This is a genomic window from Synechococcus sp. TAK9802, assembly GCF_014279535.1.
Classification (GTDB): domain Bacteria; phylum Cyanobacteriota; class Cyanobacteriia; order PCC-6307; family Cyanobiaceae; genus Parasynechococcus.
Genome location: NZ_CP047937.1, coordinates 2,012,284 through 2,033,727, shown reverse-complemented (window position 1 = coordinate 2,033,727; position 21,444 = coordinate 2,012,284). Strand labels below are relative to the sequence as shown.

Genomic DNA, 21,444 nt, shown 5'->3' with positions numbered 1-21,444 from the left:
GATGGCGTCATCGACGCTGCGACGCAGCATCGGACCCGGGATCCTCTTGGCCGGTGCCTGCATTGGTGGATCCCACTTGATGTCGTCCACCACGGCGGGAGCCCGATTCGGCTTTGCGCTGGTGGGCCTGATCTTGCTCACCAATCTGATCAAGTACCCGTTCCTGCGCGTGGGCACCCGCTTCACAGCGGCCACCGGACTGTCGCTGCTGTAGGGGTTCCAGAAACGCAATCCCCTCTACCTGCCGCTGTACCTGGTGGTGAGCCTGGTCACCGGCACCTTCACCATCGCGGCGGTGAGTTTTGTGGCGGGGCTGCTGCTCACCAACATCCCTCTCCTGGCGGGGTTGGACCCCTACGGACTGTCCATCGCCGTGCTGGCGGTGAGTGGCCTGGTGCTGCTCCTGGGGCATTACCGGGCGCTCGACCGTCTCTCCAAGCTGTTGGTGGTGCTGCTCACCCTGCTCACGGGGGTGGCGGCTGCATCACTGCTGATCCGCGGCCCCGTCGGCGATGTGGCGGCCAGTTGGGTTAGCACGGATCCCAGCCCCTGGACCCTGGCCAACCTGGCCTTCCTGATTCCCCTGATGGGCTGGATGCCTGGACCGGTGGAGATGTGCGTTTGGCCATCGTTGTGGATGTTCTCCCGTGCGCGCGACACCGAGCACACCGCGACGCCGAAGGAGGCTGAATTTGATTTCAACCTCGGCTATGGCGTCACCGTGGTGACGGCCATGTTTTTTGTGATCCTGGGCGCCTACACGATGTACGGCAGCGGTGACGGAATGCTGGCCGGCAGTGGCGTGTCCTTCGCCCAGAAGCTGATCAAGCTCTATACCGCCGCCATGGGTGGTTGGGCGGCCTGGGTGATCATCCCCGCGGCTTTTTTCGCCATGTTCAGCACCACCCTCACCTGCCTGGATGCCTATCCCCGCAGCATTGCGGCGATTCAGGGGCTGCTGCGTCATCACGACAGTGGGGATTCAGCGCCGGGGCCCATGCAGCGTCGCTTCGACATCTGGGTGATCGTGCATTTCCTGGCCGCTGTGCTGGCGCTGGTGGTGGCCAAGGGCGGCGGAATCGGCGTGAAGGATTTCGTCTTCGGGGCGATGACCGGCAGCTTCCTCACTGCTCCTCTGTTCGCCTGGATGGCCATGGACACGATCAACAGCCCCTTGGTTCCAGTGGAGCACCGTTATGGGCGGCTCACCCAGGCCTTCTGCTGGTTCGGTCTGGTGTTTTTCAGTGGCTTCAGCCTGCTGTTCATCGGCCGTTTCTTCCTCGGCCTCGGCGGCTGATTTCGCCCTTGCTTCAACAAAAAACCCCTGCCGTGGGCAGGGGTTGGGCTTCCGTTCTTCTTGTCTTGGTGTGTTGGGCTTGTCCAGCCCAAGGCTTTCAGTGCTCAGGTTCTGATTCAGGACCTGATCAGCTCTCCACCTTCACCGAAACGCTGGTGTGTTCCACTGCTTTGCCGGCGTTGATTTCAAGAATGCCGTCCCGATAACTGGCCTTGAGCTGGTCGCGATCGAGGCTCTGCGGGAAACGGAAGCTGCGGCTCCAGGTGCCGCTGCGGAATTCGCTCAGCAGCGGTGCTTTGCTGTCATCGCTGCCTGTGGCTGGGCGTTCAGCGCTGATCACCAGGTTGCGATCGGTGGCCTTGACGTCGATGGAGTCGCGGTCCACCCCGGGCAGTTCCAGTTGCACGGTGTAGCTGGTCTCGGTTTCGCGGATTTCGGCGTTGGGAACGCGCTCAGCGGTGGCCAGTTGTTGTTCGAGACGCTCGAACAGATCAAAGGGGGATTGGCGCAGGGTCAGCATGATGGTGGCTCCGAAGAATGAACATCTGCGGACTGGGTTGATCGCCCGCCATCACAATCTGCGCCGCTCGGATGAGAACCAGAAGCGTGAGAACCGTCCGTTTTGATTCGGTCTGTACCACCAGGTTCGGCTGGCACCACAGGGATGGTGTTGAAACCGAATCTCCTTAAAGCCACCACCAGTCGCTGAAGCAGGCCGCCTGGCCGCAGACCCGCTCTTCCGCATCCCAGAGGGTCCAGATCCGGGCCTTGTTGATCATGAATCGCCGTCCTTTGCGGCTGATGCGAATGCCGCGATAGTTCTGCACGGCATCGAGGCGTTTGGCCTGGCCCAGGGCGCTGCTGCGTTCCGCCCGTTCGCTGTCCGGGGCGGTAAGCCGTGAGGGCATGCCGATCAGCTCATCCCAGTGGCTGTCCCACAGCTGCAGGGCTGCAGCGTTGGCGTAACTGAGCTCGGGATCCTGCTCCGTTCCGTGGGCTAGCACCGGAAAGCCGCAGGCGAATAGGTTCTGGCAGATCAGCCGCTTTGAGTGCCCCGGTTGGTGGGTGGCGATCAGCGGCCAGCTGAAGGCCCGTTGATGCGATTGCAGCAGCACTCCGGCGAGCTCTTGTTTGTCGGTGGTGAGCCAGTCGGCTTCGCTGGCCATGGCGCCACTCCGCTTCAGCCGCCGGCTGCCATGGCCTGCAGCATCGCCTTCTGGGCACTGGCCTGGCCGTGGGCCTTGAGGTTGCCGAGGAAGGTGTTGCGCGCATCGGCGAAGCGTGGGTCTTCGGCCAGCGGCAGTTCTCCGGCAGCATCGAGGCCCGTGTCGCCATCCATGGCTGGGGTGATCACCACCAGGTCGCCATCGAGGCTGCGGTTGTAGCGCCACCACAGAGCCGGGTCTTGAACGGCTGCATGGGGGGGTAAAAGAGTGGCTTTACTGGCGGAGTTGCTGTTTGTTTTTTCCTTCGCTTGTTGGGCTAAGTCCGCGAGGGCTTTGCGTCGGTATTCCGCCAGGTCTTCCAGCAGTCGGGCCCGGTTGCGGCCCCGCAGTTGGAACAGCACGAAGGGATCTTCACTGAAGCGATCCCCCATCAGGAAATACACCGCGCTGATGTGTTTGCAGGGGTTGGCTTTGTCGGGGCAGGTGCATTCGCTGCGCACCTCCTGCAGCTTGAACGGGAACAGGCGCTTGCCGCTGGCGGCGAAGGCCCGCTCGATGTCGGAGGGCATGATCCCCGCCAGCAATTGGGCCGACCAGCGTGCTTTCTGGGCTAGGGCTTCCAGCACATAGCCCCAGTCCTCATCGTTGAGCACGTCCAGCCAGAGCTTCACCTTGTAAGGCGCTTCATCAGTGCCTTGGACGCGTGCATGCACACGGCGGCCTTCGAAGCGGATCGAGGTCACATGGCCCTCGCGGGCGTAGCCCCAGGCCCGCTCCAGCCGTTTCTTGAAGCGGTAGCCGTTGATCAGCTCCATCCATTGCTCAACCCACCAGGGCTGTTGGCCGAGGCCGTCGTCGCCGATGGCGGTGCTGCCGTTGGAGCTGACATTGGTGAGGGTCATGGTCAGGTGTCCTCCAAAGAAACGAGATCGCGCAATTGATCGCCACCGAGGCTTCCCAGCCAATCTTCGCCGGAGCCGATCACATCTTCGGCCAGGCGTGATTTCTCGCGGATCATGCGATCGATTTTTTCCTCCACCGAGCCGCTGGTGATGAATTTGTGCACCATCACCCGGTTGGTCTGGCCGATCCGATAGGCCCGGTCGGTGGCCTGGTTCTCCACAGCCGGGTTCCACCAGCGGTCGATGTGGAACACATGGCTGGCCCGGGTGAGGTTGAGGCCCACACCACCGGCCTTGAGCGAGAGCAGGAACAGCTGTGGACCGCGGGGATCCTCCTGGAAGCGATCCACCATCGCCTGGCGTTCGTTCTTGCGGGTGCCGCCGTGCAGGAAGGGCACCTCTGATTTCCAGCGCTGCTGCATCCAGGCCTGTAGTAAATGCCCCCATTCGGCGAACTGGGTGAACAGCAGGGCCCGATCGCCCGCTTCGATTACCTCATCGAGGATCTCCTCCAGCCGCTGCAGCTTGGCCGAACGGCTCAGGAAGCCATCGTCCACGGCCCCTTCGCTCAGGGCCAGGGCGGGATGGTTGCAGATCTGTTTCAACCGGGTGAGCAGGGCCAGCACCTGCCCGTGGCGCTGCCCGCGCGGCGCCCGGGCAATGGCATCGAGGGTGTCTTCCACGGTCTTGCTGTACAGAGATTTCTGCTCCTTGCTCAGCCCCACCCATTCGCTCAGCTCCACCTTCTCCGGCAGGTCGGAAATGATCGTCTTGTCGGTTTTCAGCCGGCGCAGGATGAACGGACCCACGCGGCCTTTGAGGTCCCGCAGGGATGACATGTCGCCATACCGTTCGATCGGCATCCGATAGCGCTGGCGGAAGAAGTCTTCTTCCCCCAGCACCTTGGGGTTGAGGAAGTCCATCAAGGCCCACAGTTCGCTCACCCGGTTCTCCACAGGGGTGCCGGTGAGGGCGATGCGGAAGCGGTTGCTCTTGCTGCGGCCGGTGCGGGCCAGATCACGGGCGGCCTGGCTCTGCTTGGCGCCGGGGTTCTTGATCGCCTGGGCTTCGTCAATCACCACCCCCTGCCAGTCCTGGGTTTCCAGCAGTTCGCTGTCCCGCTGCAGCAGCCCGTAGCTGGTGAGCACCAGATCCACCTCCTTCAACGCTTTCTTGAGTTCGGCGGGTGTGGAGGGGCGGCGGGGGCCGTAATGCTCGGTGACCTTCAACTCCGGGGTGAACGATTCCGCCTCCCGTCGCCAGTTGGTGAGCACCGATGTGGGGGCCACCAGCAGCACCGGGCGTTTCAGTTCCTGCTCCGCTTTGAGGTGCTGCAGAAACGCCAGCAGCTGGATGGTTTTGCCCAGGCCCATGTCGTCAGCCAGGCAGGCCCCTTGATCGAAGCGGTGCAGGAAGGCGAGCCAGCCGAGGCCCCGCTCCTGATACGGCCGCAGCTGACCGCTGAATCCTTCCGGGGCCGGCAAGGGGTCGGGGGCCTTCTGCTGGTGGTATTGCTCCAGCACCGATTGCAGACGTGGGCCGGCGTCGAAGCGGTGCACCGGCATCCGCATTAACAGTTCCCCTTCCGTCCCCGTCAGCCGCAACGCGTCGTCGAGGCTCAGTTCAGGTTTTGCCCCGCAGAAGCGTTCGGCATTTTTGAGGTCGTTGGGCCGCAGTTCGATCCAGGCCCCCTTGTGGCGCACCAGGGGGCTGCGCTTGCCGCTCAGGCGCTCCAGTTCTCGCAGGGTGAGCGTCACCCCGCCGATCATCAGATCCCACTCCCAGTCCAGACACTCACCCAACGTGAAACCGCTCGAGCGTTCGGGTAGTTCCGCTTTGATCGAGAGGCCCAGTCGGCTGGCCAGGCCACCGGAGAGGCTGGGCGGCAGCTCCACCCCCACGCCGGCATCCCGTAGCTGCCGGGCGGCCGTGCGCACCAGCACGAAGGCCTCGGCAGGGGTGAGTTGCATCGTTTCAGGTGTGGCGCTCTCCAGACCCCGCTCAATGGCCGGAAACACGCTCAGGGCGCGACCCATACCTTCCAGCAGCACTTCACCCGGTTGGTCCACACGGATCTCTCCAAGCTGTAGTGGTTCCGCACCAGCCGCCCAGGCTGCGGCGGCCGGGAGCTTCAGGCTGGGGTCGGCTTCCGCCTGCAGCCCGAAGCGCAGCTCCCAGAGATCCTCCCCATCCGGTGGGGTGTGCAGTTCAAGGCAGGTGCGGGCCGCAGCAAAACCGCCGGCGATCCCTTCCCTCCAGTGATGGCTGGCGGTGGCCAGGCGTTCAGCCTCTTCATCACCGATCTCGATCACCCCGGTCTCCGACCCCAGGGCCTCCTGCCAGAGGGTCAGCAGGGGATCGAGTCCATCGGTGGATGGTTCAAAGTCCTTGCGCAGCTGCGCGTCCACCAGGTCTTCCAGCAGCGTCGCCACCCGCAGGCGTCCGCTGCGGGGCCGGCAGCTGGCCACAGGGTTGGCGGCACGCATGGCCTCCGGTCGCAACCGGGTGGTGCGGTTGCTGCGGCGCCCCAGGGGTTCACGCCAGGGCAAGGCGCAGGTGGCCACCAGGGGCAGGCTGGCCGCTAGATCCTCCAGTCGGCGTCGGTCTTCTTCCCGGTTGAGCAGCGGCACCCAGCGGGCCCGATGCGGATATCCCTCGCCTTTGCTGAGCTCCATCTGGGGAATCCAGCGGCCCCGGGCCACCAGGCTCAGGGCCCAGCGCTGCAGATGGCTCCACCAGCGCAGTTCGTCAGCCAGGTCTGGATTGGTGCCGGAGAGGGGCAATCGGGACAGCCACTCCGTGGCCGCTGATGGTTCCACCGCGAGCCCTTGCACCTGCCAGGGCCACCATTCGGTTTGCTTGGGGATCGGTTCGTCGGCCTGCATTGGTAGCCCGGTCCAGCCCGGTGGTTCCGGCGTTGGCTCCTCTTTTTTGCTGCGGCTTTTGCGCGGCTTCACTGTGCGGCTCGGCAGGGTGAGACAGGCCGTGGCATCAATGCAGCCGCCCGGCAAAAGGTCGCGTTCGCTCAGCCAGGCTCTGAGGTCGTCATGGCTGAGGGTGAAGGGGTGTAGCGCGGGGGTGAGGCCGGGGCCTTCCGGTGTGGCCACCCGCCAGGTGTCAGCCCAAACGAGCAGTGCCGGTTGACCGGAACTGCTGGAGGTGCGGATGGCGGGAAGCCAGGTGGCGTGCAGCAGGCTCATGGCCGCGACGCGGGCAGGAAGCGGAGGGTGCCGTGGAGCAGGAGAGCACTGCCGATCAACGGCAGCCAGGCCTGAAGTAGCTCCAGTATCAATGATGCCAGGCCATCGACCTGCCAGTTGTCAAGGGGTAGGGGCATGCCGAGGCTGCGCAACCCGCAGACCGCCCCCACCAGACCCGCCTGCAAATGCCCGTCATCAGGGTCCACCCGTTGCAGGTGGAAGGCCAGCAGGCCGTAAAAGAGGCCACAACCGCCCGAACGCACTGCAGCTTCCAGACCCCAGGGCAAGCTCAGCAGCCCGGCGCTGATCCCGGCAGCCAGCGCCCAACCGATCGACTGCAGCCGCAGTCGCTGGCGAATCTCGGGATCACTGGGTGGAACGGCCATGGGCGCCGGCGGTTCAAAGGCGATCATGACGGCAGGATCCCCCTTTCCTGTCATGGTTGCCGCCGCATCGTCGTCTTCTGCAGCGTCTGCACCGCGCAGTGGGGAGGAGATCCGTGAGGCTTTCCTCAACTTCTACGCCGAGCGCGGCCACAAGCGGATGGCCAGCGCCTCGTTGATTCCCGAAGACCCAACGGTGCTGCTCACCATTGCGGGAATGCTGCCGTTCAAGCCGGTTTTTCTGGGCCAGCAGGAGCGACCCGGCCCCCGGGCTACCAGTTCGCAGAAGTGCATCCGCACCAACGACATCGAGAACGTGGGGCGCACGGCCAGGCATCACACCTTTTTCGAGATGCTCGGCAACTTCTCGTTTGGGGATTACTTCAAGCAGCAGGCGATTGAGTGGGCCTGGGAGCTAAGCACCGGCGTTTACGGCATCGACCCCAAGAACCTGGTGGTGAGCGTCTTCCGGGAAGACGACGAAGCCGAGCAGATCTGGCGCGATGTGGTGGGGGTGAACCCCAAGCGGATCATCCGCATGGATGAGGCCGACAACTTCTGGGCCTCCGGCCCTACCGGTCCCTGTGGCCCCTGCTCGGAGATCTATTTCGACTTCAAACCCGAGCTCGGTGATGAGGGCATCGACCTCGAGGACGACGACCGTTTCATCGAGTTCTACAACTTGGTGTTCATGCAGTACAACCGCGACGCGGGGGGCACTCTCACGCCGCTGGCCAACCGCAACATCGACACCGGCATGGGCCTTGAGCGGATGGCCCAGATCCTGCAGAAGGTTCCCAACAACTACGAAACCGATCTGATCTTTCCGCTGATCCAAGCGGCTGCGGATCTGGCGGGGGTCGACTACCACCAGCTCAACGACAAGGGCAAGACGTCGTTGAAGGTGATCGGCGACCACAGCCGTGCGGTGACGCAGCTGATCTGCGATGGCGTCACCGCCAGCAACCTGGGCCGCGGCTACATCCTGCGGCGTCTGCTGCGCCGGGTGGTGCGCCATGGCCGCCTGTTGGGCATCGACAAACCTTTCCTCGTCACCATGGGCGAGGCGGCGATTGCCCTGCTGAAGGGGGCCCACCCCAGCGTGATCGAGCGCCAGGAGGTGATCCTGGCCGAGCTCCAGCGGGAGGAAGCCCGCTTCCTCGAGACCCTCGAGCGCGGTGAGAAGTTGCTGGCGGAGGTGCTGGCCTCCAAGCCCACCCAGATCAGCGGTGCCCAAGCCTTTGAGCTGTACGACACCTATGGCTTTCCGCTGGAGCTCACCCAGGAGATCGCCGAGGAGCAGGGCCTGGCCGTTGACCTCGATGGCTTCGAGGCGGCGATGGAGGAACAGCGCCAGCGGGCCAAGGCGGCCGCGGTGAGCATCGACCTCACCCTGCAGGATGCGATCGACCAGGTGGTGGCGGATCAGGCGGCCACCTGTTTCGAGGGCTATGAAGCCCTCGATCACACCTCCTGTGTGCAGGCGTTGGTGGTGAACGGTGAACCAGCCAGCACCGCCAAGGCGGGTGATGCGGTTCAGGTGGTGCTCGACACCACGCCGTTCTATGGAGAAGGCGGCGGTCAGGTGGGCGATCGCGGCGTGCTTGCGGGCAGCGATCTGATTGTTCGGATCGAATCGGTGAGCCGCAGCCGCGATGTTTTCGTCCATGCCGGGCGGGTGGAACGCGGCGAGCTCGCCTTGGGCGACACCGTGAAGGCCCAGGTGGACCGTGCCTGCCGGCGTCGGGCCCAGGCGAATCACACGGCCACCCACCTGCTGCAAGCAGCGCTCAAGCAGGTGGTGGATCCAGGCATCGGCCAGGCTGGATCACTGGTGGATTTCGATCGCCTGCGCTTCGACTTCCACTGCCCTACGGCGGTGACGGCGGATCAGTTGCAGCAGGTTGAAACCCTGATCAACGGTTGGATCAATGAGGCCTACGCGCTGCAGGTGCAGGAGATGGCGATCGATCAGGCTAAGGCGGCCGGTGCCGTGGCGATGTTCGGTGAGAAGTACGCCGATGTGGTGCGGGTGGTCGACGTGCCCGGTGTGTCGATGGAGCTCTGCGGCGGCACCCACGTGGCCAACACCGCTGAGATCGGCCTGTTCAAGATCGTGGCGGAAAGTGGCGTTGCGGCCGGTATCCGCCGGATTGAAGCCGTCGCTGGTCCCGCTGTGCTCGCGTATCTGAACGAGCGCGATGCAGTGGTGAAGCAGCTGGGGGATCGCTTCAAGGCCCAGCCGGCCGAGATCGTGGATCGTGTGGCGGCCCTTCAGGAGGAGCTCAAGGCCACCGGCAAGGCGCTGGCTGCTGCTCAGGCGGAACTGGCGGTGGCGAAAGCCGGCGCTCTGGCCGCTAAGGCCGAGGCCGTGGGCGACTTCCAACTGCTGGTGGAACGCCTCGACGGCGTGGATGGTGCTGGCTTGCAGGGTGCAGCCCAGAGCCTGGCGGATCAGCTGGGGGATGGTGCGGCCGTGGTGATCGGCGGTCTGCCGGATCCTGGCGACATGGGCAAGGTGATCCTGGTGGCGGCCTTCGGCAAGCAGGTGATCGCTGCCAAGCTCCAGGCCGGCAAGTTCATCGGCGGCATTGCCAAACAGTGCGGCGGTGGCGGCGGTGGACGCCCGAACCTGGCCCAGGCCGGGGGACGCGATGGTGCTGCCCTCCCTGCTGCGCTTGAGTCCGCTCGCTCCGAGCTGGCGGCAGCGTTGGCTCAGTCCTGAAGGTAGGTTGTCTGTCGCAGGCTGCTTTCGAGGTGATCCAGCAGCCTGCGTGACTCGTCGATGCGCAGCTGGCCGTTGTTGATGGCCGCTTCCGCCGCCACCCGCAGCCGCTCCAGCAAGGCACGGGGGTCGTGCTCCATGGCCTCCAGCACATCGGCATTGGTGTCACCCCGCACGACGTGGTCAATGCGATAGCTACCGCCGGGGCTGAGGCGAATGTGCACGGCGTTGGTGGTGCCGAACAGGTTGTGCAGATTGCCCATCACCTCCTGATAGGCACCGCTCAGGAACAGGCCGATCAGATAGGGGTTGTTGTCGTCGAGTTCGTGCAGCTCCAGTAGGTGTTTCGGTTGTCCTTCTCCGATGAAGCGATCCAGACGACCATCGGAATCACAGGTGAGGTCGGCGAGGTTGGCCAGTCGGGTCGGCCGTTGATCCAGCTGTTGAATGGGCACCACTGGAAACAGCTGGTCGATGGCCCAGGTGTCGGGTGCTGAGCGGAAGATCGACAGGTTGGCGTAATACGTTCCCGCCAATGCCTTGTTGAGGGCTGCGAGCTCTTCCGGGATGGCTTGATCCTTGGGCAGTCGCTGCGCAATCGCATCAGCACAGGCCCACGTCAGTTGTTCAGCGGTGGCGCGGTCGGGCAGCCCCATGTACCCGAGCCGGAATGCGGCGAGCGCATCCTGCTTGAACTTCAAGGCGTCGTTCCAGGCTTCCTGCAGACGCACCAATTGCGCATCCGCTGCCACCGATAACTCCTCAATGGTGGCGAGGGTGTCCCGCAGGTTGCGAACGGTGAGTGGTTCATCTCCGCTGGCCTTGGGAACCGATGCCGGTAACGCGCTACTTCCCAGCACGTCGAACACCAGCAGGGAGAAATGACTGGCAATGGCGCGGCCGCTCTCGCTCACTAGCGTGGGCACGGCCACACCATTGGGTTCGCAGCATTCCCGCACTGTTGCCACAACGTCGTTGGCGTAGTTCTGCAGCGAGTAGTTGGTGGATGCCGCTGATGCGGTGCGGCTGCCGTCGTAGTCGATGCCGAGTCCACCACCCACATCCAGGAACCCCATCGGAGCCCCCAGTCGGGTGAGCTCCACATAGATCTGCCCCGCCTCCTGGAGGGCGTCCTTGAGCACGGCGATGTCGTTGATCTGGCTGCCGATGTGGAAGTGCAGCAGTCGCAGATCGGGGAGCAGGTTGTTCTCCCGCAGCCGCTCCACTGTGGCCAGCAACTCGGGAATCGAAAGGCCGAATTTGGCCTTGTCGCCGACGGAACTGCCCCATCGCCCTGTGCTGCGGCTGGAGAGCTTGGCCCGCACACCGATGTAGGGCGCTGCCCCCAGGCTTTTGCTGGCTTCAATGATCCGGTCGACTTCATCCGGCTGTTCAATCACCACCACCGGTTGCCGTCCAAGACGTCGCGCCAGGATCGCTGTCTCGATGTAGAGCCGATCCTTGTAGCCGTTGCAGATCAACAACGCCTCGGGGTCGTCCAGCAGCGAGAGGGCGATCAGCAGTTCCGCTTTGCTTCCTGCTTCCAGACCGAAGTTCCAGCGCTTGCCGCAGCTCACCAACTCCTCCACCACGTGGTGTTGCTGGTTGCACTTCACCGGGAAGACGCCTTGATACCGGCCGGGGTAGCTGTACTGCGCGATGGCGCGTTCAAAGGCGGCGTGGAGCCGCTCCAAACGGTCTTCGAGGATGTCGTCGAAGCGAATCAGCAACGGCAGCGCCAGGTTGCGGCTTTTCAGCTCTGACACCAGATCCACCAGGTCCAGGCTGCCGCCGCGATCCCCTTGGGGTTGAACGCTGATGTGGCCGCGCCCATTGATGGAGAAATACGGATCGCCCCAGCGGTCGAGGCCGTACAGCGCAGCACTGTCCTGAATCGACCAGTGTTCGCTGTCTGACACCTGCGTCTGCTTGAAGTGAATGGCCGGAATCTAGGGACATTCCCTGCGCTGCCCAAGGCCTGTGCTTGCCAAGCGGGGTGGCCAGCACTGACGATGGCGGCGCTTTTTATTCACACCAATCCATGGCCGAACGCACGTTCATCGCCATCAAGCCCGACGGCGTCCAGCGCGGCCTGGTGGGCGAGATCCTCGGCCGCTTTGAGCGCAAGGGCTTCAAGCTGGTGGGTCTGAAGCAGATCACCCCCAGCCGCGCCCTGGCTGAGCAGCACTACGGCGTCCACAAGGAGCGTCCCTTCTTTGCTGGTCTGGTCGACTTCATCACCTCCGGCCCCGTGGTGGCCATGGTCTGGGAAGGCGATGGTGTGATCGCCAGTGCCCGCAAGCTGATCGGTGCCACCAAGCCCCTCGAGGCTGAGCCCGGCACCATTCGTGGCGATCTGGCCGTCAACATCGGCCGCAACGTCATCCACGGTTCCGATGCTGCGGAAACCGCTGCCTTCGAGATCGGCCTCTGGTTTGAAGCCTCTGAGCTGAACGACTGGTCTCCTTCCGATCAGGAGTGGCGCGTCGAAGGCTGATCGCTCAGTTTTCGAACCGGTTCCAGCGGAAAGCCTCCAACAACGCCTCTTCGGCGGCGTTGGGGGCTTTTTTCATGACGCCGCCGGCCGTGAGCTCAGCCGTGATGGCGGCAAGCAGAACGCCATTGCGGTGATGCCCACAGGCCAGCCATAAACCAGGTAGCGGACCAGGGCCGAGCAAGGGGCCTTCATCGGGCGTGCAGGGCCGGAACCCCCACCAACGCTCCATCGGGGGCCATGTGGCCGCTGTTGGCAGCAGGCTGGCGATGCCCGCCTGCAGTTGTTTCTGGCCATCGGGGGTGAGGCCTTCGGCAAATCCGGCCTCCCGTTCGCTGGTGGCCCCCACCACGATCAATCCGTCTTCGCGTGGAACCAGATAGGTGCCGGGGCCGAAGATCACCCGCTTCAGTGCCTCCCGCGGACCCTGCAGCGACAGCATCTGCCCTTTCACTGGGAACACGGGCAGTTGCGGCACCAGTTGTTGGCTCCAGGCGCCACTGCAGAGCACCGCTTGCTGGCAGCGCAGTTGCTGCTGTTCTCCTTCGGCGCTGCGCAGATGGATGCCGCAGAGCTGTCCGGCGGACTCCCGCTCCAGATCAAGCACTTCGGCTCCTTCCATGAACTGCACGCCCAGGGACACGCAGGCCCGCTCTAGGGCCCGCATCAACTGCCTGCGGTTGTCGATCTGGCCGTCCTGCTCGAACAGCAGCCCGGTGCTCCACTCCGGCCCCAAACCTGGGACTTCCCGCTCAAGGCCGGTGCGGTCCAGGGTTTGCCCAAGGCTGGCGGTGGGGTAAGCGTCCCGCTCGGTCGCTGTTCGGAACGGCACCACGATGCCGCTGGTGCGCAGGCCGCAGCTCAGGCCGCTGTCCGCCTCGATCTGCGCCACCCAGCGGGGGATCAGCGCGAGGCTGGCTTGACCCAGCTCCAACAGGTTGCCGCTCAAGCCTTCGGCATGGGGCGCCAGCATCCCTGCAGCCACAAAGCCTGCTGCTTCGCTGCGGCGGCGGCTGATCACGGTCACGCTCTGATCGCGACGGGCCAGCTGATGGGCAACGGCTAAGCCCATCAGTCCCCCGCCCAAAACACAGACGGCTGAGGCAGAGGCGGCAGTCATGCGCAAGAAAGGCCCTTGCTGGTCATGGTGTCAGGAGAGGGCTTCATCCTGATTCCATAGGATCCCGGAATCTGCTTCACATCACGGGCGCATGGCCGACGCAGCAACCCAACCGGCCTGGGAGGCCGTGATCGGTCTCGAGACCCACGTGCAGCTGGGAACGGACAGCAAAATTTTCACGGCGGCGTCCACCACCTTTGGTGATGACCCCAACACCCACATCGACCCGGTGGTGTGCGGTCTGCCTGGCACATTGCCGGTGCTGAACCAGAAGGTGCTCGAGTACGCCGTGAAGGCAGCGATGGCGCTGAACCTCAACATCGCCGAACACAGCAAGTTCGACCGCAAGCAGTACTTCTATCCAGATCTGCCGAAGAACTACCAGATCTCCCAGTACGACCAGCCGATCGCCGAGGAGGGCTGGATCGAGGTGGAAGTGGCGGAGAAGGGAAAGGACACCTATCTCAAGAAAATCGGCATCGAACGACTGCACATGGAGGAGGACGCCGGCAAGTTGGTGCATGCCGGCAGCGACCGCCTGGCGGGTTCCACCCATTCGCTCGTGGACTACAACCGGGCCGGTGTGGCCTTGGCGGAAATCGTCAGCAAGCCGGACCTGCGCACCGGCCGTGAAGCGGCGGAGTACGCCTCGGAGATCCGCCGGATCATGCGGTATTTGGGGGTGAGTGACGGCAACATGCAGGAGGGATCTCTGCGTTGCGACGTCAACATCTCCGTGCGACGGGGGCCGGATGCGCCCTTCGGCACGAAGGTGGAGATCAAGAACATGAACTCGTTCTCGGCCATCCAAAAGGCCTGCGAGTACGAGATCAAGCGTCAGATCAAGGCCTACGAAACCGGTGAGCCGATCGTTCAGGAGACCCGCCTCTGGGATGAGGGCAAGCAGCTCACCAAGAGCATGCGCAGCAAGGAAGGCGCCAGCGATTACCGCTACTTCCCGGATCCCGACCTCGGCCCGATTGAGGTGAGCGCGGATCAGCGGGAGTCCTGGCGCGCTGAATTGCCTGAGCTTCCGTCGGCCAAGCGGCATCGCTACGCCGATGAGCTGGGTCTCTCCCAGTACGACGCGCGGGTGCTCACTGATGAGCGACCGATGGCCGACTATTTCGAGGCCGTGGTGGGTGCCGGCGCTGACGCCAAGCTTGCGGCGAACTGGATTACCGGCGACATCGCCGCCCATGTGAATAGCAATCGACTCAGCTATGCCGCACTGCCCTTCCGGCCGGAGCAGTTGGCCGAGATGGTCCAACTGATCGATGGCGGCAAGATCAGCGGCAAGATCGCCAAGGAGATCCTTCCGGAGCTGCTTGAGAAAGGCGGCTCACCCAAGGCGATCGTCGACGAGCGCTGTCTCGGCATGATCAGCGATCCGGCGGCGATCGAAGCCATCGTTGATGAGCTGTTGGGGGCCCACCCCGATGAGGTGGAGGCCTTCCGCGGCGGCAAGACCAAGCTGCAGGGCTTCTTCGTTGGACAGTTGATGAAGAAGACCGGCGGTAAGGCGGATCCCAAGCTCGCCAACCAGATTCTGAGCAAGAAGCTCAAGGGTTGATGAGCGGAGCGGTAGCCATTCCCGATGCCTGGAAGGAATGGCTGCTGCAGAACCGGGATCGCGGCTGTGATCCTGAAGGCTTGATGCAGCGGGCCCTCGACCAGGGGTTTGCGCAAGAGGCGATTGCGGCAGTTCTCGTTTCGTCGTCCCTTGGGCTTACAGCCACGAACCCACCATCGCCCGATTGGCTCGCCTGGTTCGAGGCCCCCCTCACCCGGCCAGAGCACCGGCCTCGCGCCTGGCGGTTGGATACGTCGCTGGCCCAGGTCTATGAGCTGCCAGGGCTGTTCAGCCACGAGGAATGCGAGCAGGTGATCGACGCCATCAACGCGTCACTGCAGCCGTCAACGGTGACCCGCGGCAGCAGCGATTACCGCACCAGTCGCACCTGTCATTTGCGCCAAAACCATCCCCAGCTGGCGGCGAGCCTTGATCAGCGCTTTGCGGCCTTGTTCGGCGTGGATCCGCGCCTCTCGGAACCGATTCAGGGGCAGCGCTACGACCCCGGCGAATACTTCAAGGAACACACGGATTGGTTTACGCCGGGCACGGAGGAATACGCCACCCACACCGACAGTGGTGGGCAACGCACGTGGACGGTGATGGTTTATCTCAACCCTGTGGAGCGGGGTGGAGAGACGTTGTTCCGCCGCCTGGGGCGCTCGTTCACGCCTGTGCCTGGAATGGCGTTGGCCTGGAACAACCTCCAGGCCGATGGCACTCCCAACCCCTTCACGCTGCATGAGGCCTTACCGGTGCAGGCGGGCCACAAATGGGTGATCACCAAGTGGTTCCGTGCCGACTTCGGGAGGAACGGCTAACCGGGATCTGCTGCCCCCGTTGCGTTGAGCAGACCCAAGGCCTGGGTTTTCCAGACACCGGGTTGGCCTCGATTGGCAATCACGTGATCCGCCAAGCCCCGTTTCCGGATCAGGGGCCATTGGGCGGCGATGCGGGCTTGAGCAGCCTCAGGACTCAGCCCGTCCCGCGCGATCAGGCGTTCGAGCTGCTGGGATGCATCACAGTCGACCAGCCAGATTTCGCTGCAGAGCGACTCCAGCCCCGCTTCGAACAACAGCGGAATCATCAGCACAACGGCTGGTGTCTTGGCATGGAGGTCGAGTTCTTGGTCGAAGCGCTCCCGCACGATCGGGTGAATCAGTTGCTCGAGCCACCGCCGTTCCGCGGGGTCCTGGAACACGATCCGACCCAGGGCAGCGCGGTCGACGGCTGCGCCCCCTTCAGCCTGGACTCCAGCGCCATACCGCTGCATCACGCGGGTCGTGGCCGGGCGACCGGGTGCGAGGGCCTCTCGGGCGAATTGATCCGCATCCAACACCGGTAGACCTTGCTGCGCCAACCAACGGCCCACGCTGCTCTTGCCGCTGGCAATCCCGCCCGTGAGTCCGATGCGTCGTTGCGAGAACGGCTCGCCAGGCGCCATGGTGTCGGAGCAGGATGCACCCAGTGTCTCGCGGCGGATCAGCGGTGGCGATGGCTTCTTCTTGGCAACCGATCCCGGGTGGTGTGACGGCACCGCATGGGTTCCAGGCGGCCGGCATCGTTGCCGGTCTGAAGCCCTCGGGTAAGCCTGATCTGGCGCTGGTTCTGGCACCGGAGGTGGCGGTTTGTGCGGGCACCTTCACCACGTCCGTGGTGCGGGCGGCCTGTGTTGATCTCTGCCGTGATCGCCTCATCAGTACTGCCGGCCAGGCCCGTGCCGTGTTGATCAACTCTGGTCAGGCCAATGCCTGCACCGGCGATCGCGGTTTGGTCGACAGTCAGCGCGCCACCCAGGTGCTGGCCGATCAACTCGGCGTTGATGCGGAGTCGGTGTTGATTTGCTCCACTGGTGTGATCGGTGTGCCGATTCCGATGCCCACCCTTCTGGCCGGATTGGCTCCTTTGGTGGAAGCCTTGGATGACGCGGGTGGTGATGCCGCAGCCAACGCCATCCTCACCACCGATCTGGTGGACAAGCAGGTGGCGCTTGAACTGGAACTGGAGGGGCGTCGGGTTCGCATCGGAGGGATGGCCAAAGGCTCGGGAATGATTCACCCCGACATGGCCACGATGCTCGGCTTTTTCAGTTGCGATGCCGGCGTCGACGCCGGTGTTTGGCAGGGCATGGTGCAGCGTGCGGTGCAGCGTTCCTTCAACGCCATCACCGTTGATGGAGACACCAGCACCAACGACACCGTGCTGGCCTTCGCGGCAGGCCCAGTGCTGGCCCAACAGCACCATGCCGTCCTGGAACAGGGCCTCACCCAGGCCATGCAGCAGCTGGCTCAGGCCATTGCCCGGGATGGCGAAGGGGCGACCTGTCTGATCGACGTGAAGGTGGAGGGTGCGGTTGATGAGGCCGCGGCGTTGCAGGTGGCCCGCACGGTCTGTGGCTCGTCCCTGGTTAAGACCGCAGTCCATGGCCGGGATCCGAACTGGGGACGGATCGTGGCGGCAGCAGGCCGCTCTGGCGTGTCCTTCGATCCGGATGCGGTTGCTCTTTGGATTGGGCCCCATCAATTGATGGCGGATGGCCAACCTGTGGCCTTTGATCGCGCTGCAGCCAGCGACGTTCTGAGGCAGGAGCATGTTCCGATTCGCCTCGGCCTGGGGCATGGTTCCGGCTGTGGTCAGGCCTGGGGATGTGACCTTTCGGATCAGTACGTGCGCATCAACGCCGACTACACAACTTAAGCAAAAAACGTAGTGAGAGCAGTCAAAGTCAGCGATGCAGGCATGGTGCTCACGTTTTGCTCACGCTAGACACGCAACGCAACTCAGGGCGTAATGTATTTGTTGAGGCGAAGAATTAACACTTCTCTATGACAACAACTTGAATTATAGTAAGGCTCTCTCCCTATAAGAGCTTTTACTCGAAACATGAGGCAACTGAATCCATTGATATTTGAAATGGCAAGCAAATTGTCTTATTTATTGACAACATGGTGCCTCAACGCGCAGGGCTCGCCACTTTTCAGAAGAGCAGGTGCAGCTTTTAATGAAACAGGCGAGCAGTGGCTACATTCAAATTTACGCGGGAGAATAAATCAAGCCATCGACGTTGGCGCAAATTACGGCGATTATCTCAGCCTGATTAAAAAATACAATCCCAACGCAAGAATTGTTGCAATAGAGGCGGTGCCAGAATTTGCTCAAAAAATCAAAAGCCTTCATCCAGAAGCAGAATTAATACAATCTGCAGCATCAAATATATGCGGTGAAGAGATTGCTATATTTCAAAAAGGTGGCGGAGCTAATGCGGACCCAAGCCGTGGCAATAGCTCTAAATTATTTAAGCAGCACAATATCGCGACCGTAACAATCGATGAAGTGTCATCAAAAAAAGATATAAAGCCAGATTTCATAAAAATCGATACGGATGGGTATGATCTGAAAGTCCTTGAGGGATCTTTGGCGACCCTTCAAAAGTACAGCCCCGTTGTCCAAATTGAATGCAGCAGGTTCTGGAGATTCACAGGAAGTGATCCCTCAAAAATATTTGATATTTGCAAATCGATTGGTTACAAAGTATATGTTCTCAGGAAGAAGGGCATTTACGAATTAAGGTCTCCCGGTCCGCTTTACGGAAGTTTTTAGCTACGAATCTTATTCTAGCGAAACCCGAAAGCGTAAAGTAATTATGAACCTGTTCATCAAGGGCATTGGTATTTGTTGAGGCGATAGATTAACGCTTCTCGTTGATAGCAACACCGATGCAGAACCGCTTGGTCCAACTCTGAAAAGTTGGCAATCCTGCTGCGATTTGCCGACCCTAAGAATGGAGGACATGTGGACTGCATTAAGAGCATCAGATGCTTGCAGTATCTAGTTGGCAAACACACTCATACAAACCCCGAAGGGACAGAGTGTTGGAGGATTCGTTGCCCTATCTGTGGTGGTGGCAAAAAGCAGAATCGGAATGCTTTTCTCTATGTAAATAGGTTCAATGGAACCTTTTTGTCTAGATGCTGCAACGAGAAAATAACCTATCTACAATTCTTGTCAAAATACGAGAGGAATGAATATCTCAGTGTTGTTAGCAATGGTGATACTGATTTTCCTTTATTGACACAATCTAAGACCGTTTAATGTTGCAAAAGTATTGCAATCTTTTATCATTAACTGTTTCTAGCGGTTTACCCTTATAAATCAATATACATCCGCCTTCAAGGTTGTCTTCTAGTTACTCTTTAAGATGCTATTGGCAAGGATGATTGCTAAATAAGAATGGGGTTTTGCATCCGCGTTTTATCCGCATGGGTTGTTTTCTGGATGTCTTCTGCTCTTTTTTGGCCAGAAGTTTTAAATGGATTTTATTGTTGAAATAAAAGGACTTACCTTGTGTCCTTAGCGTGTTATCTATCAGCAGATTGTTTTGTCCAGGACCTCTTTTTGTTTTATGTGTTTCCACTAGATAGAATTATGAACCAGGCAAAGACACCTTCTTCAAGTGTATCTTTTAATTCTAGAGAGGTTCCCTATTTTCGTGCTCTAGAGCAAGACCTGGTGCGTAAGACATGGATGACAAAATCCGCTGTCTATAAGCAGGCATTGAGAGAATATCACGGTAAGCATTTTACTCATCAGATGTGATATGGACCAGGATGCACTACTCGCTACTTGTAAATGGTATGAGGATCATTTAGATCTATAAAAGGGTCTCCTGGTCACTCAAAGGTTAGGCGATACATTCATCAGCGTATTAATGAGATCAATATGATTTTGTTTTCGCTAGATGAGCAAGAGACCTTGCGATCGCTTGATGCTTTGTTCTTGCTTGATCCGATTGATGATGGTGCAGCCCAAGTCAATCCCGAGATCAACAAAACCTATGAGGTGACCGATGAAGAGAGACCTGATTTCCTTTCCGACCTTTGCAGTAGAAGCAAAGGCGTCCAAGAATAAGCAAGATAAGCGAAGAAAGAAAATCGCCAAACTCAAAGACAGGACTGGAGGGTCTGATGAACTCTGGTCTGGTCTTGAGGGCAAGGAATACAGCAATCCAGCAGATCTGAACTGGAAGGCAAAGGAGACTTATACAGAGCAGTTCCTGGACCGCTTAAGGGACTTGCTGAGTACCAGAGCAGAGATGACACCGCTTGTTGTGGGACTCCTTACGGGTCTTGCTGAGGTGGAAAGGGAGCTCATCAGGGAAAGGACCCTGGAGTCCATTGCTCATCGCAAGCGCACTGGTGGCTCCCTTAGTGGACGCCCCAAGACCAGTCAGGTGAGAGCTGATTTGGTGTTGTCTCTGCGCGCTGCTGGTGACTCTTGCAGGACTTTTCGATTAAAAACTGGAATGGGTTTGGCAACAATTCGTAGAATTCTTTGCGAGTCTGAGCAGTGATATTTCCTTCATCAATCGTTGCCTGTTAAAAGCCAGCCAGGTATAGTGAAGCTTGGAAGCCTTTACTGCAACAATGGCGGGAGTAGTCAACCTTTTCTGGTGTTTTGTAGGGTGGTTTTTGCTTGTAATAATTCTGGGCCCGTCTTTTTGGGTTGCAGATTTAGGAGTTTTGGGGTATTTCCTGGCTTTTGCGATAATAGGTTTTTGGGGTTATTTCGCTTTCGTTGGCGGTAGTAAAAGGGTTGAAAAGGCTTACGCCAAACTCCAGGACACATTGATGGAGGGAGAGGGTTTGCTTTCGAAAGGAGTTGACTGTCGTCCTTTTGCTCTTTTCTCACGTCGTCAAGTATTTGGAATCACTACGTCAAGGGTTATTCGCCTAGAGAGAGGTCTGCTGGGAGGATTCAAGATGAAAGATTTTCAGTGGAAAGACCTTAAGGATGCGCAGGTTTCTGAATATGTATTGCCTTCTGTCTGTGGCTCTAAGCTTTCCTTTAAGGCTCAGTTTATGGGCGTAGTCGTCCATCCGTCGGTCGAGGTTGCGACTGAGATGTATAAGATTGCTCAGAAAGAAGAGCAGGCTTGGGAGGAGAAGAGAAGGATTAGGGAAATGGAAGAAACGCGCGCTGCTGCAGGCGGTGTGATGTTTGCTGGAGGAGGTATGGCTCCTTCTGCTCCCCAGGCGAGCCAGGCTTCGGATTCTTTGTCTGTATCTGTTGCTGACGAGCTTGTGAAACTCAAAAATCTTATGGATCAAGGCGTGATAAGTGATGTCGAGTTTAACGAAATGAAGTCAAAACTTCTTTCAAAAGGCACCCAAAATTTCTGAGTTGTTTGAGTAAAGACTTTGGTCTATGGTTGTGCCTCGTCCGCGCTGCCAAGCGTGCAAATTCCTTGGTCGCAGAAATGATTACTTCGTAAGGTTTTTGTTTTCTGGGATTTTCCTGGCTCTGTTTTTGACTAATGCTGCGTTTGCTCAGGGCGAATGGGTCAGGGTCGGTGACTATCACAACTACGGCGTCTACAGCACTGCTCTTGAGGCACGTCTGATCAACTCCGAATGGGATTCACTTGCTGAGAGCAAGCGTTTGATCTTTTAGATCAACCTTCAGGGCAAGGATGTCGGGGCAATGGAATTTGACGTGCTGTGTAGGACGGGGCACTTCACCTGGGAGCGTCAAATCGTTGTGCCCACCACTGGTGCTCGCTACTTCTCACCCTCTTCTGCACCACA

General features: G+C 60.4%; 16 protein-coding genes and 1 pseudogene. 9 read left to right on the top strand and 8 right to left on the bottom strand.

The genetic code is table 11. The annotated features are described in order from the left end of the window. Nucleotide 1 precedes the first annotated feature (1 nt). Nucleotides 2–1,297: pseudogene (locus tag SynTAK9802_RS11670) on the top strand (NRAMP family divalent metal transporter). Nucleotides 1,298–1,424: 127 nt separating this feature from the next. Here SynTAK9802_RS11670 and SynTAK9802_RS11665 read toward each other — a convergent pair. The 5 genes from SynTAK9802_RS11665 to SynTAK9802_RS11645 all read right to left on the bottom strand — a co-directional run bounded on the left by SynTAK9802_RS11665 (nucleotide 1,425) and on the right by SynTAK9802_RS11645 (nucleotide 6,978). Next, nucleotides 1,425–1,817 carry an Hsp20/alpha crystallin family protein gene (locus SynTAK9802_RS11665; RefSeq protein ID WP_186496404.1) on the bottom strand — a complete coding sequence of 131 codons (393 nt, stop codon included), beginning with the start codon at nucleotides 1,815–1,817 and terminating at the stop codon, nucleotides 1,425–1,427. 166 nt (nucleotides 1,818–1,983) lie between these two features. After that, the gene (locus SynTAK9802_RS11660) at nucleotides 1,984–2,463 is read right to left on the bottom strand and encodes an MEKHLA domain-containing protein (protein WP_186496402.1); all 480 of its coding nucleotides are present in this window, start codon (nucleotides 2,461–2,463) and stop codon (nucleotides 1,984–1,986) included. 14 nt (nucleotides 2,464–2,477) lie between these two features. After that, the gene (locus SynTAK9802_RS11655; protein WP_186496400.1) at nucleotides 2,478–3,365 is read right to left on the bottom strand and encodes an SWIM zinc finger family protein; all 888 of its coding nucleotides are present in this window, start codon (nucleotides 3,363–3,365) and stop codon (nucleotides 2,478–2,480) included. Nucleotides 3,366–3,367: 2 nt separating this feature from the next. Further along, entirely contained in the window at nucleotides 3,368–6,565 is a 3,198-nt protein-coding gene (locus SynTAK9802_RS11650) for a DEAD/DEAH box helicase (RefSeq protein ID WP_186496398.1), read from the bottom strand. Continuing rightward, nucleotides 6,562–6,978, bottom strand: a complete 417-nt coding sequence (locus tag SynTAK9802_RS11645; RefSeq protein ID WP_186496396.1) for a hypothetical protein — start codon at nucleotides 6,976–6,978, stop codon at nucleotides 6,562–6,564. The genes SynTAK9802_RS11650 and SynTAK9802_RS11645 overlap by 4 nt, the downstream gene beginning before the upstream one ends. A gap of 25 nt (nucleotides 6,979–7,003) precedes the next feature. Here SynTAK9802_RS11645 and alaS point away from each other — a divergent pair, with 25 nt between their 5' ends. Further along, nucleotides 7,004–9,673: an alanine--tRNA ligase gene (alaS, locus tag SynTAK9802_RS11640; protein WP_186496394.1), complete on the top strand. Its 2,670-nt coding sequence runs from the start codon at nucleotides 7,004–7,006 to the stop codon at nucleotides 9,671–9,673. Here the strand turns inward: alaS and speA are convergent. Next, nucleotides 9,664–11,592, bottom strand: coding sequence for a biosynthetic arginine decarboxylase (gene speA, locus SynTAK9802_RS11635; protein WP_186496392.1), 1,929 nt, complete (start codon nucleotides 11,590–11,592; stop codon nucleotides 9,664–9,666). The genes alaS and speA overlap by 10 nt on opposite strands. 122 nt (nucleotides 11,593–11,714) lie before the next feature. On the opposite strand from speA, the gene ndk reads away from it, so the two are divergent. Further along, nucleotides 11,715–12,170: a nucleoside-diphosphate kinase gene (gene ndk, locus SynTAK9802_RS11630; protein WP_025362563.1), complete on the top strand. Its 456-nt coding sequence runs from the start codon at nucleotides 11,715–11,717 to the stop codon at nucleotides 12,168–12,170. A 4-nt stretch (nucleotides 12,171–12,174) separates the two neighbouring features. On the opposite strand, the gene thiO is transcribed toward ndk, so the two are convergent. Further along, complete coding sequence (thiO, locus tag SynTAK9802_RS11625; RefSeq protein ID WP_186496390.1) at nucleotides 12,175–13,287, bottom strand: glycine oxidase ThiO; 1,113 nt, start codon at nucleotides 13,285–13,287, stop codon at nucleotides 12,175–12,177. A 91-nt stretch (nucleotides 13,288–13,378) separates the two neighbouring features. Here thiO and gatB point away from each other — a divergent pair, with 91 nt between their 5' ends. Both gatB and SynTAK9802_RS11615 read left to right on the top strand, forming a co-directional pair. Then, nucleotides 13,379–14,860: an Asp-tRNA(Asn)/Glu-tRNA(Gln) amidotransferase subunit GatB gene (gene gatB, locus SynTAK9802_RS11620; RefSeq protein ID WP_186496388.1), complete on the top strand. Its 1,482-nt coding sequence runs from the start codon at nucleotides 13,379–13,381 to the stop codon at nucleotides 14,858–14,860. Beyond that, on the top strand, nucleotides 14,860–15,681 hold the full coding sequence (locus SynTAK9802_RS11615; RefSeq protein ID WP_186496386.1) for a 2OG-Fe(II) oxygenase: 822 nt from the start codon (nucleotides 14,860–14,862) through the stop codon (nucleotides 15,679–15,681). The genes gatB and SynTAK9802_RS11615 overlap by 1 nt, the downstream gene beginning before the upstream one ends. Here the strand turns inward: SynTAK9802_RS11615 and coaE are convergent. Next, a complete protein-coding gene (coaE, locus tag SynTAK9802_RS11610; protein ID WP_186496384.1) occupies nucleotides 15,678–16,304 on the bottom strand; it encodes a dephospho-CoA kinase in 627 nt (208 codons plus the stop codon). The two genes, SynTAK9802_RS11615 and coaE, sit on opposite strands and share 4 nt — an antisense overlap. Before the next feature lie 50 nt (nucleotides 16,305–16,354). Here coaE and argJ point away from each other — a divergent pair, with 50 nt between their 5' ends. The 4 genes from argJ (at nucleotide 16,355) to SynTAK9802_RS11590 (ending at nucleotide 21,039) form a co-directional block, all read left to right on the top strand. Next, a complete protein-coding gene (gene argJ, locus SynTAK9802_RS11605) occupies nucleotides 16,355–17,557 on the top strand; it encodes a bifunctional glutamate N-acetyltransferase/amino-acid acetyltransferase ArgJ (RefSeq protein WP_255487764.1) in 1,203 nt (400 codons plus the stop codon). A 186-nt stretch (nucleotides 17,558–17,743) separates the two neighbouring features. Continuing rightward, complete coding sequence (locus SynTAK9802_RS11600) at nucleotides 17,744–18,460, top strand: FkbM family methyltransferase (RefSeq protein ID WP_186496380.1); 717 nt, start codon at nucleotides 17,744–17,746, stop codon at nucleotides 18,458–18,460. A gap of 1,246 nt (nucleotides 18,461–19,706) precedes the next feature. Beyond that, nucleotides 19,707–20,210: a recombinase family protein gene (locus tag SynTAK9802_RS11595; RefSeq protein ID WP_186496378.1), complete on the top strand. Its 504-nt coding sequence runs from the start codon at nucleotides 19,707–19,709 to the stop codon at nucleotides 20,208–20,210. Nucleotides 20,211–20,262: 52 nt separating this feature from the next. Next, nucleotides 20,263–21,039, top strand: coding sequence for an SHOCT domain-containing protein (locus tag SynTAK9802_RS11590; RefSeq protein WP_186496376.1), 777 nt, complete (start codon nucleotides 20,263–20,265; stop codon nucleotides 21,037–21,039). Nucleotides 21,040–21,444 lie beyond the last annotated feature (405 nt).

Coding starts and splice junctions, on each gene's coding strand:
- SynTAK9802_RS11665 (WP_186496404.1), bottom strand. CDS start 1,817: ATGCTGACCCTGCGCCAATCCCCCTTTGATCTGTTCGAGCGTCTCGAA.
- SynTAK9802_RS11660 (WP_186496402.1), bottom strand. CDS start 2,463: ATGGCCAGCGAAGCCGACTGGCTCACCACCGACAAACAAGAGCTCGCC.
- SynTAK9802_RS11655 (WP_186496400.1), bottom strand. CDS start 3,365: ATGACCCTCACCAATGTCAGCTCCAACGGCAGCACCGCCATCGGCGAC.
- SynTAK9802_RS11650 (WP_186496398.1), bottom strand. CDS start 6,565: ATGAGCCTGCTGCACGCCACCTGGCTTCCCGCCATCCGCACCTCCAGC.
- SynTAK9802_RS11645 (WP_186496396.1), bottom strand. CDS start 6,978: ATGATCGCCTTTGAACCGCCGGCGCCCATGGCCGTTCCACCCAGTGAT.
- alaS (WP_186496394.1), top strand. CDS start 7,004: ATGGTTGCCGCCGCATCGTCGTCTTCTGCAGCGTCTGCACCGCGCAGT.
- ndk (WP_025362563.1), top strand. CDS start 11,715: ATGGCCGAACGCACGTTCATCGCCATCAAGCCCGACGGCGTCCAGCGC.
- thiO (WP_186496390.1), bottom strand. CDS start 13,287: ATGACTGCCGCCTCTGCCTCAGCCGTCTGTGTTTTGGGCGGGGGACTG.
- gatB (WP_186496388.1), top strand. CDS start 13,379: ATGGCCGACGCAGCAACCCAACCGGCCTGGGAGGCCGTGATCGGTCTC.
- SynTAK9802_RS11615 (WP_186496386.1), top strand. CDS start 14,860: ATGAGCGGAGCGGTAGCCATTCCCGATGCCTGGAAGGAATGGCTGCTG.
- coaE (WP_186496384.1), bottom strand. CDS start 16,304: ATGGCGCCTGGCGAGCCGTTCTCGCAACGACGCATCGGACTCACGGGC.
- argJ (WP_255487764.1), top strand. CDS start 16,355: ATGGCTTCTTCTTGGCAACCGATCCCGGGTGGTGTGACGGCACCGCAT.
- SynTAK9802_RS11600 (WP_186496380.1), top strand. CDS start 17,744: ATGAGGCAACTGAATCCATTGATATTTGAAATGGCAAGCAAATTGTCT.
- SynTAK9802_RS11595 (WP_186496378.1), top strand. CDS start 19,707: ATGAAGAGAGACCTGATTTCCTTTCCGACCTTTGCAGTAGAAGCAAAG.